We start from the raw sequence: 17,964 nt of genomic DNA, 5'->3' as shown, positions 1-17,964 counted from the left end.
AGAATTAAACATGTAATTGTAATTGGTTCGGCAAGAAAATATTATATTTTAAATGTTTTGATCCTTTTTAATAAGTTAATTCTAAACAATGGTCCTGGTTTTATATATAATATTGGCTTTCTAGAATTGGATGTTAACTATCAACTTCGGAGCCTTTTCATGCAGCATCGTCCTATCCGTCGAGCCTTACTTAGTGTGTCCGACAAAACCGGAATAATAGAATTTGCCCAAGCATTATCTCAACGAAATGTAGAACTCTTATCCACAGGTGGTACAGCTAAGTTACTAATGGAACACCAAATCCCGGTGATTGAGGTCGCGGATTATACTGGCTTTCCGGAAATGATGGACGGCAGAGTAAAAACCTTACATCCTAAAATCCATGGGGCTATTTTAGGGCGACGAGGCATTGATGATGCCATAATGCAACAACATCAGATCAAACCAATTGATATGGTGGTGGTTAATTTATATCCTTTTGCTCAAACAGTTGCCAAAACCAATTGTACATTAGAGGATGCGGTTGAGAATATAGATATTGGCGGGCCAACAATGGTTCGATCTGCAGCTAAAAATCATAAAGATGTAGCTATTGTCGTTGATTGTAATGATTATGCTAATATTATTGCTATGATGGATAGTAATCAAAACTCACTTTCCTTGGAATACCGTTTTAATTTGGCGATCAAAGCCTTTGAGCACACGGCTAAATATGATGGTATGATTGCCAATTACTTTGGTCAATTGGTTCCACCTTACTTTGGTGAAACAGAAAAACCAGCTGGTGAATTTCCACGTACTTTAAACCTGCAATTTATTAAAAAACAAAATATGCGTTATGGTGAAAATGCGCATCAAGCGGCGGCTTTTTACATTGAAGAGGGTATAAAAGACGCCTGTATTGCCACAGCTAAACAATTACAAGGAAAAGAGCTTTCTTACAATAATATTGCTGACACTGATGCTGCACTTGAGTGTGTGAAAAGTTTTGCCGAACCAGCTTGTGTGATAGTAAAACATGCCAATCCGTGTGGTGTGGCGACCAGTGATACCATTTTAAATGCTTATTTGCATGCATTTACAACGGATCCAACTTCAGCTTTTGGTGGTATTATTGCATTCAATCGTACTTTAGATGCTAAAACAGCACAAGCAATTGTCGACAAACAATTTGTTGAAGTAATTATTGCACCATCAGTTAGTCAAGAAGCTTTAGCTATTACTGCCGCTAAAAAGAATGTACGGGTGCTTCAATGTGGTGAATGGTCTAATTCAGCCACTCAAAGTTTAGATTTTAAACGTGTCAATGGTGGACTTTTAGTTCAAGATCGTGATTTAGGCATGGTGTCCACAGCAGACTTGAAAGTAGTTACCAAACGACAACCCACCAATAAAGAACTTGCTGATGCGCTGTTTTGTTGGAAAGTTGCTAAATTTGTTAAATCCAATGCCATTGTTTATGCAAAAGACAATATGACCATAGGGATTGGTGCAGGGCAAATGAGCCGAGTTTATTCAGCAAAAATTGCCGGCATAAAAGCTACTGATGAAAATTTAGAAGTAGCAGGCTCAGTGGTTGCATCCGATGCCTTTTTCCCATTTAGAGATGGTATTGATGCCGCGGCCGCAGTTGGGGTTACTTGTGTGATCCAGCCTGGTGGATCTATTCGTGATGATGAAGTCATTCAAGCAGCAAATGAACATAATATTGCCATGATTTTTACAAATATGCGTCATTTTAGACACTAGTATTTTGATAATTTGTATAATTGGTATTAAGAAACAACATAAAGTTCTGTACCTAGCTTTATAAAACTCTATCTATTTTCCTTCCCTTACAAGGGGAAGTATTTAAAGGATCTTGTATGAAAGTATTAGTTATTGGCAATGGTGGCCGTGAACATGCGCTTGCTTGGAAGGCGGCACAATCCCCATTGGTCACAAAAGTTTTTGTTGCCCCAGGCAATGCCGGGACCACACTTGAACCAACACTAGAGAACATTAACATTAAAGCAACCGATGTTGGTGGATTGCTTAATTTCGCTCAACAACAGCAAATTGATTTAACTATTGTAGGTCCGGAAGCGCCATTAGTTATTGGCATCGTTGATAGTTTTCAAAAAGCAGGATTAAAAATATTTGGTCCATCAAAATCAGCTGCTCAGCTAGAAGGTTCCAAAGCCTTTACCAAAGATTTTCTAGCTCGGCATAAAATCCCTACGGCAGAATATCAAAATTTTACTGAAGTTGAGCCCGCAATTGCTTATATTCGTAAGCACGGTGCACCTATTGTTATTAAAGCTGATGGGCTTGCAGCTGGTAAAGGGGTAATTGTTGCCACCACGGTTAAAGAAGCTGAAGATGCCGTGCAAGACATGTTGGCTGGTAACGCTTTTGGGGATGCTGGTCATAGAGTCGTGATTGAAGAATTTTTAGACGGTGAAGAAGCAAGTTTTATCGTCATGGTTGATGGTAAACATGTCGAACCTATGGCTACCAGTCAAGATCATAAGCGAGTTGGCGATGGTGATACCGGATTAAATACTGGTGGTATGGGGGCGTATTCACCGGCGCCGGTAGTTACTGATAAAGTTTTTGCTCGAGTGATGGATGAAATTATCTATCCTACAGTTAATGGTATGGCACAGGAAGGCAATGTGTACGTTGGCTTTTTATATGCCGGTTTAATGATTGACAAACAGGGCAACCCCAAAGTCATTGAGTTTAATTGTCGTTTTGGTGATCCTGAAACCCAACCAATCATTATGCGATTACAGTCTGATTTGGTTGAACTTTGTTTGGCAGCGGTTGCCGGTAAACTAGATACTGTTAAATCGCAATGGGATCCCCGACCAGCTTTAGGTGTTGTTATGGCTGCAGGTGGTTATCCTGGCGAATATAACACCCAAAACGTGATTATTGGTTTACCGGAAGAATCCACTGCTGATTGTAAAATATTCCATGCCGGGACTAGCTTAGAAAAAGGACGAGTATACACCAATGGTGGCCGAGTGCTTTGTGTCACTGCGTTAGGTAATACTGTTTATGAAGCGCAACAACGTGCCTATGAACAAATTAAACATATTTATTGGCATGGTTGCTTTTATCGTCATGATATTGGCTATCGAGCAATTGATAGAGAGAAAAACCAAGCATAAATCTATCACTGAATTAATCAATCTAATAATATCATGGCGCTATTTAGCGCCATATTTTTTTGTAAAGATGTTTCCTGAGACATATACGTTTCAGTATAAATTAGTCGGTGTTAATACATGGTTAATAGTTAATAAATTGATTGTGGATTTTAAGTTATCTAACTCTATGTTATGCTTAAGCCAATATTTGCTCAAAGGAAATTGCTTATGATAAAAGATCCTTTTTATGATCGCGAAGCTAAGAAATATGAATCCCCAATAGCTAGTCGTGAACTTATTTTAGATTATCTTACTAAAGAAGCGAAACCCGCTAATCTAGAAAAAATTGCTCAAGCAATGTCAATCGACAATGATGAACAAAAAGAGGCTTTACATCGCCGTTTACGCGCCATGGAGCGAGATGGGCAAGTGGTATTTACGCGGCGTAAATGTTATGCCTTACCGGAAAAATTCGATATGGTAAAAGGAAGTGTAATTGCCCACCGTGATGGTTTTGGTTTTTTGCGCGTTGAAGGCAAACCTGAAGATTACTATTTATCGCCGGATCAGATGAAAAAGGTATTACAAGGTGATGTTATTTTAGCGCAGCCGATTGGGAGCCAATATCGTGGTAAAACTGAAGCCCGTGTAGTGCGCATTTTAGAGCCGCGGAGCAACCAGATTGTTGGTCGATATTTTATCGAACAAGGCGTTGGTTTTGTCGTGCCGGATGATAGTCGTTTAAATTTTGACATTTTAGTAGCGGGTAAGCCAGACCGCACTGTGCGCATGGGTTCGGTGGTCGTAATTGAATTACAACAACGACCAGAGCGCCGTCAAAAAGCGGTAGGCATAATTAAAGAAGTACTTGGCGAAATAATGGGCACTAATTTAGCCATCGATATAGCTTTGCGTAATCATGAAATCCCTTATGAATTTCCTAAAGCCGTTGATAAAGAAGCCAGTAAATTCACCGAACAAGTCCCTGAAAGTGCCAAAAAAGGTCGCAAAGATCTGCGCGATTTACCTCTAGTTACCATTGATGGCGAAGACGCGCGTGATTTTGATGATGCGGTATTTTGCCAGAAAAATCGTGGTGGCGGTTACCGTTTATGGGTTGCTATTGCTGATGTGAGTTATTATGTCAGGCCGGGTAAAGCAATCGATAAAGAAGCTTGTGCTCGTGGAACATCAGTTTATTTCCCATCTCGGGTTATTCCTATGTTGCCAGAAGTATTATCCAATGGTCTTTGTTCTTTAAACCCGCAAGTTGATCGCTTATGTTTAGTTTGTGAAATGACCGTTTCTAATAAAGGTCGTTTGACGGGGTATCAATTTTATGAAGCGGTAATGAATTCACATGCACGCTTAACTTATACAAAAGTTGCCAAAATCTTACAAGGGGATGAGGAATTACGTCAACATTACCATGATTTGGTTCCACATCTCGAAAATCTATATGGATTATATAAAGTACTGGATAAAGCGCGCGAGGTGCGTGGGGCTATTGCTTTTGAATCACAAGAACCAAAATTTATTTTCAATGCAGATAAACGCATCGAAAGTATAGAAATGACTGAGCGTAATGATGCGCATAAAATTATCGAAGAGTGTATGATTTTAGCCAATGTTGCCGCAGCTAAATTAGTCATAAATGCCGAGATACCATCTCTATTTCGTGTTCATGATCGGCCGGATGAAGAGCGCATGAATAATTTACGTAATATTCTTAGTGAATTAGGACTAACACTTAATGGTGGGGCTAAACCTCAACCTAAAGATGTAGCGCAATTAATGCAAACCGTAGAAACTCGCCCAGATTGCGAAATGTTACAAACCGTTATTTTGAGATCAATGAGGCAAGCTATATATGATCCTGAAAATCGCGGACATTTTGGTTTGGCGTTGGATGAATATGCGCATTTCACATCCCCAATTCGTCGTTATCCGGATTTATTATTACATCGCGCGATTAAATGGGTGTTAGCGAATGAAAAACATAAGACCAGTAAAACTGGTGGTCATCGTTATAATACCAGCGAAATGTTATATTTTGGTGAACATTGTTCAATGACTGAACGCCGAGCCGACGAAGCGGTTCGTGATGTTGTTGATTGGCTCAAATGTGATTATATGCAAGATCATGTCGGCGAAGTATATAACGGCACTATCTCCAGTGTGGTTAATTTCGGCTTTTTTGTGCGCCTTGACGACCTGTTTATAGATGGATTAGTACACGTGTCATCATTAGAAAATGACTATTATAGCTTTGATGCTTCACGTAACCGTTTGCTAGGTGAAAATACTCATTTTACCTATCGTCTAGGTGATAAAGTGAAAGTGAAAGTGGATAATGTCAATCCAGAAGAGCGCAAAATTGATTTCTCATTGGTTGATAGTAATAATAAGCCGCAACGCCAAGGTAAAACGGCAAAAGATAAAATTAAGCAAAATGTAGCCAAGAATAGTGCTGATGTTGTTGTGAAACGCAAAAGTAAAGCAGCGACTAACACAAAAAGTGCAAAAGCTGGCAGCAAAACTAACAGTAAAATTAACAACAAAAGTACAAATAAAAAACGCGGAAAAAGCAAATTAAGTAATAAAAAGACAAAGAGTAAAAAATAGATGAGTGAAACTGTTTATGGTATCCATGCGATTGAGGCATTACTCGCGCGTTCACCAGAAAGAATTATTGAAGTATTTATAGCTAAAGGTCGCGAAGATAAACGCCTTACAACCGTTGTGCATGAACTTGAACAATTAGGTTTGCCAGTTAAGGTAACTAATCGCCAATGGTTAGATGAAAAAACGCATAATGGTGTGCATCAAGGTATTTTAGCCATAGTAAAAGAAAGTCGAGGTTATCAAGAAAACGATATTCCATTGCTTATACAACAAAAGAAACAGCCCGTGATTTTAATTTTAGATGGTGTAACTGATCCACATAATTTGGGGGCTTGTATTCGTACTGCCGATGCTGCTGGGGTTGATTTTATTATTGTACCTAAAGATCGTTCAGCACCATTAAATTCGACGGTCCAAAAGGTGGCCTGTGGTGCCGCCGAAAGTGTTCCAGTAGTCAGGGTAACTAATTTAGCGCGCACTATGCGCATGTTACAAGATGAGTTTCAAGTATGGATCGTTGGTACGGCTGGTGAAGCAGATAAAACACTTTATCAAACCGATTTTTATAAAACATCTTCAATACCATTGGCCTTGGTCATGGGGGCTGAAGGTGAAGGCATGCGTCGCTTAACTAAAGAACATTGTGACGAATTAGTGAGTATTCCCATGGCAGGGATTGTGTCATCACTTAATGTATCAGTGGCAACAGGTATTTGCTTATTTGAAATAGTTAGGCAAAAAAATAAATAACAAGGAAAATAAGATGCTAGATCTTCTGAAAAAATTTTTGAATAAAAAACAAAAAGATCAACAATTATCAGAACGTGATTTAAATGGACGTAAGCATGTTGGTTACCCAACCCTTCAATTGTCCCGTGAAATTGATAATTTGGTAAAAACTAAATACAAATCCATCAAACCAATTGTAAAAATGTATAAAGAAACGCTATTTTTTAAATGGGGGCCAAGTGTAATTAATAATACATTAACCGATGAACAGTTAGCTAAGTTATCCGGACGTAATGTGCAAATGGTCTATTTGCTGCTCTTTCGTGATATGTTACGGCATATTGCCGCTGTAATTAAAATTAGATATGCAGATGAAGATTGGTCTGAACAATTTGCTCAACAAGTATTAGATGCTTGTAAAATGCTTAGTGATACCGATGATAAAGATATTGTTAAAAAACAACAACTGTTTGCTAATACCGAATTATTTACAGTTGATACGCCAATCGATGATCAGAACCCAGAAAATACCGAAATTCCTGTATGGGCAGAACCAATTGCTGAGTTAATCATGTTGCCACCAGATATGATTTATAAGTGCCATCGTCCTTTAATGACTGTGATTTTGAAAAAATTGAAAAAGAATAAAAAGAAATAATCGTTTTACTATAAAGTTGCTACTTAATCATGCCGACTAAACATAGTCGGCATGGTGTTCTTACTAATTAGCTTTTGATTAACTCAATATCAATACCCAATCCTTGGGCAATGCCTTGCCCGTAATCTGGATGGACTTTATAAAAGTGTTTTAGTTGCCTAATTTGAATATCACGATCAACATTTTTCATTGATCCAGTAATATTATCAATTAACAACTGTTTTTGTTCTGGCTTCATCAAATTGAATAGTGCCCTTGGTTGTGAATAATAATCATCATCCACACGATGATCATGTCGATCCATGGTACCTGCAAGAACAGTTAGTGGAGGTTCAGCAAATTGTGATTGTTGTTTTGGCGCACTATCAACACTATTTGGTTCATAGTTAGGAGCATTATCAGGACTATAAAAACGCATAGATCCATCGCGTTGATAATTATGTACCGGGCATTTAGGCGCATTAATTGGTAATTGTTGGTAATTGGTACCAATGCGGTAACGATGGGCATCAGCATAAGCAAAAAGTCGACCTTGCAACATTTTATCTGGAGATAATCCTGTGCCTGGAACTACATTACTTGGTTCGAAGGCTGATTGCTCAACTTCGGCAAAATAATTTTCTGGATTACGATTTAATTCCATTACACCTACTTCAATTAATGGATATTCTTTTTGTGACCAAACTTTAGTTACATCAAACGGGTTTTCCGGATGATTATTGGCTTGTTCTTCGGTCATCACTTGCATATATAAGCGCCATTTAGGAAAATCACCCCGCTCAATCGCTTTAAACAAATCTTCTTGAGCTGAATCCGGGTTGCTACCATCTAATTCGGCTGCTCGTTTTGGTGGGATATTTTTGATACCTTGTTCTGTTCTAAAGTGCCACTTAACCCAAGTTCTTACCCCATCGGCATTAATCAAGCTAAAAGTATGACTGCCATACCCATGCATATGGCGGAATCCATCCGGAATACCACGGTCAGAAAATAGAATAGTGACTTGATGTAGCGATTCAGGTGATAATGACCAAAAATCCCACATCATTTGCGGATCTTTCAAATTGGTTTTCGGATCGCGTTTTTGAGTATGAATAAAATCAGGAAATTTTAACGCGTCGCGGATAAAAAATACCGGAGTATTGTTACCTACAATATCCCAGTTACCTTGATCGGTATAGAATTTTACCGAAAATCCACGTGGGTCACGGGCGGTATCTGATGAACCTCGTTCACCACCAACAGTAGAAAATCTCGCAAAAACAGGCGTTTCTTTACCAACATTAGCGAATAGACTTGCATAGGAATATTTGGTGATATCATTAGTTACTGTAAAGGTACCATGTGCACCAGAACCTTTGGCATGCACCCGGCGTTCAGGAATATTCTCACGGTTAAAATGAGCTAGTTTTTCGATTAGTTGATAATCATCAATCAAGACCGGACCACGAGGGCCAGCAGTACGAGAATTTTGATTATCAGCGATGGGAGCACCATTATTAGTGGTTAGTACTTTTTTTTCTGACATTGCAACACTCCTTTTTTTTATATTAAAAGTGCCTTAATGGAATAGAACACCCAGCAAATTGAATATTAAATTCCTAAGGCTTAGGTATAGGACAGTAGAGCGTAGTAAAAAAGAAATAGTTTTAGAAACTTATTTATACTGTACGCTTATCTATAGTTATTTTAAAGAACAATATTACCTATTGATAATAACTAAATTCTATCTCTAAAATAGATATTGACAGTCGGCCAGCAAAATTATTATTTATTAATGAAAATAATTAGTTAATTTAAAACAACATTTTTTATTTCCAATTTAATAACAGTTTTAAGCATAAATAATTTCTGGTAATTGCACATCCCAAGGTTTATTGGCTATTTTTTCTACTTTTTGACAAGCGAAGGCAAGGCCAATTGGGAAGATTTGTTGTTCTTGATAATTAGCCAACATACGATCATAAAATCCACCACCCATTCCCATGCGATAACCTCTATCATCAAAGGCAACTAATGGGGTAAAGATAATATCTAGTTCAGGAAGTGGAATAACATTTAACACATTTAAAGGTGGTTCGAGTATGCCAAATTGATTTTTAATTAAAGGAGTTTTAGCGGTGTAGTTTAAAAAAAGTAAATGTTTAGGTGCAAATGGGTGAATGATTGGTAAATAAACTGATTTATTTTGTTGCCATAGATACTCAATAATAGGTTGAGTATTTATTTCGCCATCAAAAGATAAAAATATGGCTATATTTTTTGCTGAATTTACTCTTGGATGAGCAGAAATTTTTGAATAAATTGCTTGTTGAGCAATATGGCGTTGGCTTGGTGATAGTTCACGCCTTCTTCGGCGCATGGTTTGACGAATATTCATTGGTTTTCACAATAAAAAGTAGATAGGCTCTCCAAGATGTCGTTGGGGTCGTAACCCTTGAACCCAAGGTTCAAGGTGAACTAGTGTTTCGATTTTTAGGTTTCCTTACAAGTAAGGCATACTCACCAATCAAAAATCACTTCGTTCTTAAGTTTAGAATATCGGCTCAGGGGACTAACCCTCATCGCGAACATCCCAGAGATATTTATCATAATACAAAATTTGGAAAATCATACAATAACATTTTGCGTAAATTTACAATTTAAAGCGTTAATTGTTGGTATTTAAAGCGGAATCAAGTAACTGTTGTAGCATTTTTAATCGATTACTAAATTCTTCATTTTTCTCTTTTTCTTTTGTAAGTTCATACGAAATATTTAGGGCTGCAGTCATAATCAGTTGTTCACCACCAACATGAGGTGATTTTTCGCGTAAATTAATTAGGCGTTTATCTAAATCTTTTGCCGCAGTGCTTAATGCCTCAACTTCATCAACTGGACAATTGAACTTTAAAGTTCGTCCGAAAATTTGAATAGTGACAGCTTGAGTTTCCATAATTAACCTATTGATTTATAAATTCATTAATTTTTTTAATAATTTGTTCACTGTTTAATCCGATCTCTGTTCTCATCTCACTTTGAGACCCTTGTGGAATAAACTTGTCAGGTAATCCGATGTTTAAAATATCACATTTTATTTTTCTCGATAATAAAAATTCGCAGACTCCACTGCCAGCGCCACCTTTAATACTATTTTCTTCAACAGTAACAAGTATATTATGTGTTTGACTAATCTGCAAAATTAGTTTTTCATCTAATGGTTTAACAAATCGCATGTCGATTACTGTAGCATTAAGTTGTTCAGCTGCGTGTAAAACTTCAGGAAGTAATGTGCCAAAATTGAGTAAAGCTATGGTTTTGCCTTCGCGACAGATTTTAGCTTGTCCTAATGGGATTGCTGCCAACGGCATTAAAGCTACTCCAAGCGCGTCACCACGCGGGTAACGTACTGCAGCTGGCCCATTATGTAAATACCCGGTATAGAGCAATTGTCGACATTCATTTTCATCACTCGGCGTCATAATCACAAAATTAGGTATACAGCGTAAAAAGCTAAGATCGAAAGCACCTTGATGAGTTTCACCATCAGCACCAACAATGCCGGCACGATCAATAGCTAATAAAATTGGCAGGTTTTGAATAGCTATATCATGAATCACTTGATCGTAAGCACGTTGTAGAAATGTTGAATAAATAGCAACAATTGGTTTAAAACCACCAATGGCAAAACCAGTTGCTAATGTTACTGCATGTTGTTCAGCAATAGCCACATCAAAGAATTGCTCTGGAAAACGTTTAGCAAACTCAGTCATGCCCGAACCTTCACTCATTGCCGGTGTAATAGCAATGAGGTGTTGATCTTTTGCTGCCATTTCACACAGCCAATCACCAAATACCTGCGAATAAGTAGGTATTGATTTAGGGGTCGAGGGGATCACACCATCAATCGGATTAAACTTAGGTACACCATGCCATAATGTTGGATCTTTTTCAGCTGGAGCATAGCCTTTGCCTTTTTGTGTAATGATATGTAATAACTGTGGGCCTTTCAATTGGCGAACTTTTTGTAAAGTCACGACCAGGCTTTCAACGTCATGACCATCAATTGGGCCAATATAATTAAAACCGAGTTCTTCAAATAAAATAGCTGGGGTTACTAAACCTTTTAAGTGTTCTTCCGTTTTCTTTAAAAACTCTTTTAACGGGGGAATATTCGATAGTACTTTTTTGCCACTTTCACGCAACGAGGCATAGGCTCTGCTGGATAAAATTTGCGCCAAGTGTTGGTTTAGGGCGCCGGTATTTTCAGAAATTGACATGTCATTATCGTTGACTATTACTAGCATGTCAGGTTTTATGTGGCCGGCATGATTCATGGCCTCGAATGCCATGCCAGCGGTCAAGGCTCCATCACCAATGACAGCAGCAACTTTATGACCGGTGTGTTTTTTGTGTTCACTAATTGCTAGCCCTAAAGCAACGCTAATCGAAGTGGATGAATGGCCCGTGGTCAGTACATCATATTCACTTTCATTCCGATGTGGAAAGGGGTGTAAACCACCTTTTTGCCTTATAGTTAGCATTTGGTCACGGCGACCAGTTAATATTTTATGGGGATAAGCTTGATGACCAACATCCCAAATAATCTTATCCCATGGAGTTTGATAAACATAATGAAGTGCAGTGGTTAACTCAATTACACCAAGCCCTGAAGCTAAATGACCACTAGATTGACTCACGCATGCTAATAAAAATTGCCTTAGCTCACGACAAATTGCTGGCAACTGTGACTGAGGGTAATGTCTTAAGTCCTCAGGCGAATTTATTTGCTTTAATAATGGGTAATTATCTAAATTCATTATGTAAAATTATCTTTTAGCTAATTGTTAACTATTTCGATTAATAATATAACCAGCAAGATCGAGTAATGGTTGACTATTATAAGGTATTTGTTCAAGACTAGCGATAGCTTGTTGATAAAGTTGCTGTGTCATATTTATGGCATTATCTAGCCCAACTAAAGCCGGATAAGTACTTTTTTGATGTGCCATATCAGAACCTTGAGGTTTCCCCATTATTGCTTGTTCACCAATAACGTCTAAAATATCATCCTGAATTTGAAAAGCTAATCCAATAGCTTCAGCATAGCTATCTAAAGCATAATAATAAAGTTTGGCAATATCGCCACTAGCAATGGCTCCTAAGCGTACGGCTGCTTTGATTAAAGCCCCAGTTTTATAGCAATGAATCTTTTGTAGTTGTTCTAAACTGATTGATTGATGTTCAGCTTGTAAATCAAATGATTGTCCTAAACACATGCCAGCAAGGCCACTGGCTTGAGCTAGTTCCTTAATCATGTTGATTTTTGATTGATCATCAATTAGTTGTGTTTCCGATAATAATGTAAAAGCTAAGCTTTGTAAGGCATCACCAGCTAAAATGGCTTCGGCTTCATCAAATTGGATGTGACAAGTTGGTTTACCACGGCGTAAATCATCATTATCCATCGCGGGTAAATCATCATGAATTAATGAATAAGTATGAATAGCTTCCATTGCGGCAGCTGGAAAATCGAGTTTAGCTAATGGACAATTAAACATTTGACCGGTTAGATAAATTAGAATAGGGCGGATGCGCTTGCCACCAGCAAGCAAACTATAACTAACCGCTTGTTGTAGTTTGGAATTAGGGTATTGCGCGATAGTTGTTGCTAAAAAAGCGTCAATTCGTTGTTGGAATGATTTAAAATTATTCATTATTATCAGTTAAAAAATCAGATAATTCAGCATCGCTATTTTCAGTTAATAGAATTTGAATACGCTGTTCTGCTTGTTGTAATTGTTGTTGACCGGCACGAGCTAATTTCACACCTTTTTCAAATTCATTTAATGCTTCATCCAGCGGTAAATCACCACCTTCTAATTGAGCTACAATGGTTTCCAGTTGCTTTAGTGTTTCTTCGAAACTAAGTTCTTTTTCTTGTTTTTTTGCCATATTGTATTCCTTTTGATACTGGATAAGTATACTCGCATTTTACTTAATGATGAATCAACATTTAGATTGAAACATACGTTGGTATGAAGCATCTTAGCAATAGATTAAAATTATCATCGGAGTTGTTAACTTTAGCTTTTACTATCTAATTCCTCGGTGGCTAACAAAGTAATATCGGGATTAATTGGTTTTTTTACTTCAACGCCTAATTCGCGAAAGCGTTCAATTTGCCCAATGACATTACCCCGGCCTTTTGATAACTTACTCATCGAACTTTGATAAGTTTGTTGCGCTTTATCTAAGCAGTTACCTAAGTTTTCCATATCCTCAACAAATCCACGGACTTTATCATATAATTTACTGGCTTTATCAGCAATTAATTCAGCATTACGATTTTGATATTCATAGCGCCATAAATTATGGATAGTACGTAAAGCAACCATAAGAGTCGTTGGACTGACGATCATAATGTTATTTTTTAAAGCATCGTTAATTAAACCCGGATCATGATCAATAGCACTTAAAAAAGCCGGTTCGACCGGAATGAACATTAAAATATAATCTAATGAATTAACACCAATAAGTTTATGATAGTCTTTTTGACTTAATTGTTTTAAATGATTACGTACAGCAGTTAAATGTTCAGCCATTGCTTTAACTTTAACTGTTTCGTCATCACTATTAAAATAACGTTCATAAGCCACTAAGGTAACTTTAGAATCTATAATTACATCGCCACCTTGTGGTAAATGAACAATGACGTCCGGTTGCAAGCGTTGATTATTTTCATTGGTTAAGCTAACTTGAGTTTCATACTCGTAACCGGATCTTAATCCTGAATTATCCAAGATCTGACTAAGGATAAATTCCCCCCAATTGCCTTGAGTTTTATTATTACCTTTTAAGGCATTAGTGAGGTTAGTTGCCTCTTTGGTCATTTGTTCATTAAGTTGTTGCAAGTTACGAATTTCATGAGTTAGTGTATGCCGTTCTTTGGCTTCTTGCCCAAAACTATCTTGAACTTGTTTTTTAAAACCTTCAAGTTGCTCTTTAAGGGGCGCAAGTAAAAAATCCAGACTTTGTTTATTTTGTTGCTCTATCTTTTTGCCACTATGTTCAAAAATACGGTTGGCCAAATTTTCAAACTGGGTAGTCAATCGTTGTTCGCTTTGTTCAAGAATTGTTTGGCGTTCTTGAGTGGAAGTTAATGTCTCTTGTAAACGCGTTTTCAGTTCACTGATTTTAATATTCTGATCTAAATTTTGTTGCCGATACTGATTCAATTCATTTTCTAACTGTGTTACTTCATCGACTAATGTTTGATTTTCTTGTTTTTTTTGTGCCAATTGTAAATCAAATAATTGCTTGCTATTGCTAAGAGCAAATTGGGATTTCAATAACATAACAACTAAAACCAATGCAACTAAAGCAATAATAATCGCAATCCATTGAGTTAAATCTAACCATGCAAACATAATTAAGCCCTATCAAAAGTGAATGAAATTACATCATCTAATGTCATAGTATTAAGCGCTAACATTATTAAGCGGTCTAAGCCAACGGCAACACCAGCACAATCTGGTAAACCCGCTTCCATAGCAGCTAATAAAGTAATATCAATATTTTGTGTGGGTAAGTTTTGTTTAGTTCGTGCTTGATTATTTTGTTCAAAGCGTAATTTTTGTTCTTGAGGATTAGTTAACTCTTTAAAACCATTAGCCAATTCAACGCCTTTATAATAAAACTCAAAGCGGCTGGCAACGCGGTGATCTTCAGGACTAATTGCTGCTAATGCTGCTTGCGAGGCAGGGAAGTTAAAAACAGCGATAGGTTTATCTTGGCCGATATGTGGTTCCACCCCAAAAGTAAATAAACACTGTAATAAGGTATCTTTATCACAATTTTCGGTGTTAAAACCAATATCAAGCTGATTAATAGCATTAGTCAATGTTGCCAGATCAGCTTCAAGTGGATCAAGGTTAAGATGGCGTTGAAATACTTTTTGATAGGAGATGCGTTCAGCCGGCTCACAATCCAAAATATTTTGTAGCAGATCGTCAACTTCATTAATCATTTGCATCATGTCAAACTGGATGCGATACCATTCAAGCATAGTAAATTCAGGATTGTGGTAATGACTAACTTCTTCATGATTACGAAAACACTTACAGATTTGGTAAATAGGACCACTCCCAGCCGCTAATAATCGTTTCATGTGATATTCAGGGCTAGTAATAAGGGACATCTTACGCCCTTGTAATTCATCCACTTCGCCAGGTTTAAAAAATAGGGTGTGGAATGAACTTAAATGGACATCAGTAACAGCATATTGACTCATGGCAGGTGTTTCCACTTCTAATATACAGCGATCAGCAAAGAATTGCCTTACCTGAGAAATAATTTTCGCGCGCTTAAGTAAATTATCGATAGATGCAGTTGGTTGCCAAGTCATAAACATATCCGTGGGTGTTAATTAATTACTAAAAAGAAGAGAAATAGGGCGTAACCCTATTTCTTATTACTACTGTTCATTTTGCCATATTGTGAACAAATTGTCGTATTTTTCTTGTTCCTGCCAAATATGGTCATGTAAAGCGGAAAGAATGATAGGATCTTCTAAAATTGCTAATTGTTGTTCTTTGCTGATTTTATTTAAATCAACTTGTTGATAATGTGTAATAAGTTCTAATCGTCGCTGTTGATTTTTATCATTAATTAAATGTCTAGAGGTAGATAATGCACAAGCCAAGGCATTATAAACAGGATCAATTAAGGCCATAATAAAACCATGATCAACGATATTCGCTTCCGTATTAACCAAATACTCACCAGTTAGTGTTACGGCTCGAGCCGGATGGGTTTCTTCAGGGGTTAAAAATAATCCGGCTTTTTTAGCTTTCATACCAATGCTAGAAAGTCCTGATACGCGCACTACCAATGGAGAAATAGTCAATGGTATTAGAATAGCAATATACCAATAAGTAAATTGTGGATTTAACCAAATAATTATCCATAGCCATATAATGCCTAATAAAGAAAGTGGCCAACAAAAATAAAAAGATTCTGCCCACGTTAAAACATCATCATTTCTAGATGGTGACTTCCATTGGATTTTGCTGCCTAACCAAGCTTTTATCACAAATTTACTATGAAAAATCATTCGGATTGGCGCTAAAATCATAGACCAAATTATTTCAATCAAGATCGATAAAGTTAGTTTAAAAATACCACCCACATCTTTGGCTCCATTTCTAGCGATAATAATACCGTAGCTAAAGAATTTTGGCGCAAACAACAATACCATGGTAGTAGATAGTAGTTGGATGGCTAAATTTTCATCCCATTTAGGCCAAGTTGGATAGAATTGATTTGGTTGGAAAAAGTATTGTTGATCTGAAAGATTAAATACTAATAATAACAGGGTGGAGAAAAACAAAAATACCAACCACAATAATGACGAAATATATGCCATACCACTAGTAGCAAACATTATGCGGTGGGTTAAGGTAATTCCACTTTTGAAAATTAATTTTAGATTAATTAAATTACCCATACACCAACGGTTATCACGCTTAAGATCCTCGATCATATTGCCAGGAAGTTCTTCATAACTACCACTCATATTATAAGCGATCCAAACGCCATAACCCGCTCGGCGCATTAGAGCGGCTTCTACCAAATCATGCGATAAAATATGAAGTGGTGCTTTACGTTTTTTTAGTGGGGATAATATACAGTGTTCAATAAATGGTTTTAAGCGAATCATGGCATTATGCCCCCAATATTGGGCTTCGCTTAATTGCCAAAAATGGGTGCCAGCACAAAAAATATCACTATAAATTTGATTGGCAAATTGTTGAATGCGCGCATAGAGCGTTTTCATTCTTACTGATTTTGGTGGTGATTGTAAGATCCCAGCTTTAGGGGTCATTTCCATCATGGCAATCATGTTTATAATACAATTGCCAGTCATAATACTGTCGGCATCGAGAATCATCATATATTCATATAAATGTCCCCAACGCCGACAAAAATCGTCAATATTACCACTTTTACGTTTTACACGGCGTTTGCGGTGACGATAAAAAACGTTACAACCATTATCTGATTTGTGTGCGTTGAAATCAGCCCAAGCTTTTAGTTCATTAACATAAAGATCCGGATCGTTGGTATCACTTAAAATATAAAAATCGCAACATTCAGCATGTCCGGTTTCAACTAATGATTGATAAGTCGCTTGTATTCCAGCAAAAACACGCGCTACATCTTCATTACAAATTGGCATAACTAGTGCGGTACGATGGTTGGTGTCAATATGGGCAGTAGGATCTTTAGGGATAGAAATGGTATAACGGTCTTTACCCATTACCGCTAGAATTAGCCCCATAATACTGGTCCAAAAACCAATTGATATCCAGAAAAATAAGATGGCAAATAGTGCGATTATAATCCATTGAACAATATAAGGAATGATACTGTAAACTGCCAATTCAGGGTTTATATCCCAATTGCTCATAAAGTTGATTTGTTGCCAACTTTGATAGGGTAATAAGGTTGATAGGTAAGTGGTGGCATAGTAGGTTTGTACCACAATAAGGACTAACATAATAAGTCTGCGGATCAACGCAATAACATTAAGATTTAATTTCGATTTAGCTTGGTAATGCTGATTCCATATTTGTGGTTGTACAGCAACCCGATCAATATTAGGGTAACTAGGTTGTTGCATCCTTGCATCGTTAAACGATGAAGTGTTACCTATCTGACTTAAGCGATATTTTAAAAAAGCCAGTTTATCGGTTATGGTAGCCGCGTTTTTAGCTTTCTGACGCCAATTTTCAGCGTCAGAAAGATTGACAAAGTAATCTTTTTTCATGTCGT

The 17,964-nt window shown here is 37.2% G+C and carries 14 protein-coding genes and 1 other RNA gene; 5 read left to right on the top strand and 10 right to left on the bottom strand.

From position 1 onward, the window contains the following. Positions 1–159 precede the first annotated feature (159 nt). The 5 genes from purH to A9G13_RS03765 all read left to right on the top strand — a co-directional run bounded on the left by purH (position 160) and on the right by A9G13_RS03765 (position 7,149). On the top strand, positions 160–1,749 hold the full coding sequence (gene purH / locus A9G13_RS03785) for a bifunctional phosphoribosylaminoimidazolecarboxamide formyltransferase/IMP cyclohydrolase (RefSeq protein ID WP_065556273.1): 1,590 nt from the start codon (positions 160–162) through the stop codon (positions 1,747–1,749). Between the two features lie 116 nt (positions 1,750–1,865). Next, the gene (gene purD / locus A9G13_RS03780) at positions 1,866–3,158 is read left to right on the top strand and encodes a phosphoribosylamine--glycine ligase (RefSeq protein WP_065556272.1); all 1,293 of its coding nucleotides are present in this window, start codon (positions 1,866–1,868) and stop codon (positions 3,156–3,158) included. 207 nt (positions 3,159–3,365) lie between these two features. Further along, positions 3,366–5,762 carry a ribonuclease R gene (gene rnr, locus A9G13_RS03775; RefSeq protein WP_065556271.1) on the top strand — a complete coding sequence of 799 codons (2,397 nt, stop codon included), beginning with the start codon at positions 3,366–3,368 and terminating at the stop codon, positions 5,760–5,762. Continuing rightward, positions 5,763–6,512, top strand: coding sequence for a 23S rRNA (guanosine(2251)-2'-O)-methyltransferase RlmB (rlmB, locus tag A9G13_RS03770; RefSeq protein WP_065556270.1), 750 nt, complete (start codon positions 5,763–5,765; stop codon positions 6,510–6,512). A 13-nt stretch (positions 6,513–6,525) separates the two neighbouring features. Beyond that, positions 6,526–7,149: a hypothetical protein gene (locus tag A9G13_RS03765; RefSeq protein ID WP_065556269.1), complete on the top strand. Its 624-nt coding sequence runs from the start codon at positions 6,526–6,528 to the stop codon at positions 7,147–7,149. 67 nt (positions 7,150–7,216) lie between these two features. On the opposite strand, the gene A9G13_RS03760 is transcribed toward A9G13_RS03765, so the two are convergent. From A9G13_RS03760 to mdoH, 10 genes are all read right to left on the bottom strand, one after another. Beyond that, complete coding sequence (locus tag A9G13_RS03760) at positions 7,217–8,677, bottom strand: catalase (RefSeq protein WP_065556268.1); 1,461 nt, start codon at positions 8,675–8,677, stop codon at positions 7,217–7,219. 306 nt (positions 8,678–8,983) lie between these two features. Continuing rightward, positions 8,984–9,529, bottom strand: coding sequence for a 5-formyltetrahydrofolate cyclo-ligase (locus A9G13_RS03755; protein ID WP_065556267.1), 546 nt, complete (start codon positions 9,527–9,529; stop codon positions 8,984–8,986). Positions 9,530–9,553: 24 nt separating this feature from the next. Further along, positions 9,554–9,734: non-coding RNA, 6S RNA (gene ssrS / locus A9G13_RS03750), on the bottom strand. Between the two features lie 65 nt (positions 9,735–9,799). Continuing rightward, positions 9,800–10,084, bottom strand: a complete 285-nt coding sequence (zapA, locus tag A9G13_RS03745; RefSeq protein ID WP_065556266.1) for a cell division protein ZapA — start codon at positions 10,082–10,084, stop codon at positions 9,800–9,802. Positions 10,085–10,091: 7 nt separating this feature from the next. Then, positions 10,092–11,948: a 1-deoxy-D-xylulose-5-phosphate synthase gene (gene dxs / locus A9G13_RS03740; RefSeq protein WP_065556265.1), complete on the bottom strand. Its 1,857-nt coding sequence runs from the start codon at positions 11,946–11,948 to the stop codon at positions 10,092–10,094. A gap of 27 nt (positions 11,949–11,975) precedes the next feature. Further along, entirely contained in the window at positions 11,976–12,845 is an 870-nt protein-coding gene (gene ispA / locus A9G13_RS03735; RefSeq protein WP_065556264.1) for a (2E,6E)-farnesyl diphosphate synthase, read from the bottom strand. Further along, positions 12,838–13,083, bottom strand: coding sequence for an exodeoxyribonuclease VII small subunit (gene xseB / locus A9G13_RS03730; RefSeq protein WP_065556263.1), 246 nt, complete (start codon positions 13,081–13,083; stop codon positions 12,838–12,840). The genes ispA and xseB overlap by 8 nt, the downstream gene beginning before the upstream one ends. A 131-nt stretch (positions 13,084–13,214) precedes the next feature. After that, entirely contained in the window at positions 13,215–14,558 is a 1,344-nt protein-coding gene (rmuC, locus tag A9G13_RS03725) for a DNA recombination protein RmuC (protein ID WP_065556262.1), read from the bottom strand. 2 nt (positions 14,559–14,560) lie between these two features. Beyond that, entirely contained in the window at positions 14,561–15,535 is a 975-nt protein-coding gene (epmA, locus tag A9G13_RS03720; protein WP_218059137.1) for an elongation factor P--(R)-beta-lysine ligase, read from the bottom strand. Positions 15,536–15,604: 69 nt separating this feature from the next. After that, positions 15,605–17,959, bottom strand: a complete 2,355-nt coding sequence (gene mdoH, locus A9G13_RS03715; protein WP_065556260.1) for a glucans biosynthesis glucosyltransferase MdoH — start codon at positions 17,957–17,959, stop codon at positions 15,605–15,607. Positions 17,960–17,964 lie beyond the last annotated feature (5 nt).

This window comes from Gilliamella sp. wkB178, from assembly GCF_001690705.1.
Lineage (GTDB): Bacteria > Pseudomonadota > Gammaproteobacteria > Enterobacterales > Orbaceae > Gilliamella > Gilliamella apicola_K.
This window is presented reverse-complemented; position numbering and strand designations above follow the sequence as displayed.

Bases quoted from the DNA above. Each gene is read 5' to 3' on its own strand.
- purH (WP_065556273.1), top strand. From the start codon at position 160: ATGCAGCATCGTCCTATCCGTCGAGCCTTACTTAGTGTGTCCGACAAA.
- purD (WP_065556272.1), top strand. From the start codon at position 1,866: ATGAAAGTATTAGTTATTGGCAATGGTGGCCGTGAACATGCGCTTGCT.
- rnr (WP_065556271.1), top strand. From the start codon at position 3,366: ATGATAAAAGATCCTTTTTATGATCGCGAAGCTAAGAAATATGAATCC.
- rlmB (WP_065556270.1), top strand. From the start codon at position 5,763: ATGAGTGAAACTGTTTATGGTATCCATGCGATTGAGGCATTACTCGCG.
- A9G13_RS03765 (WP_065556269.1), top strand. From the start codon at position 6,526: ATGCTAGATCTTCTGAAAAAATTTTTGAATAAAAAACAAAAAGATCAA.
- A9G13_RS03760 (WP_065556268.1), bottom strand. From the start codon at position 8,677: ATGTCAGAAAAAAAAGTACTAACCACTAATAATGGTGCTCCCATCGCT.
- A9G13_RS03755 (WP_065556267.1), bottom strand. From the start codon at position 9,529: ATGAATATTCGTCAAACCATGCGCCGAAGAAGGCGTGAACTATCACCA.
- zapA (WP_065556266.1), bottom strand. From the start codon at position 10,084: ATGGAAACTCAAGCTGTCACTATTCAAATTTTCGGACGAACTTTAAAG.
- dxs (WP_065556265.1), bottom strand. From the start codon at position 11,948: ATGAATTTAGATAATTACCCATTATTAAAGCAAATAAATTCGCCTGAG.
- ispA (WP_065556264.1), bottom strand. From the start codon at position 12,845: ATGAATAATTTTAAATCATTCCAACAACGAATTGACGCTTTTTTAGCA.
- xseB (WP_065556263.1), bottom strand. From the start codon at position 13,083: ATGGCAAAAAAACAAGAAAAAGAACTTAGTTTCGAAGAAACACTAAAG.
- rmuC (WP_065556262.1), bottom strand. From the start codon at position 14,558: ATGTTTGCATGGTTAGATTTAACTCAATGGATTGCGATTATTATTGCT.
- epmA (WP_218059137.1), bottom strand. From the start codon at position 15,535: ATGACTTGGCAACCAACTGCATCTATCGATAATTTACTTAAGCGCGCG.
- mdoH (WP_065556260.1), bottom strand. From the start codon at position 17,959: ATGAAAAAAGATTACTTTGTCAATCTTTCTGACGCTGAAAATTGGCGT.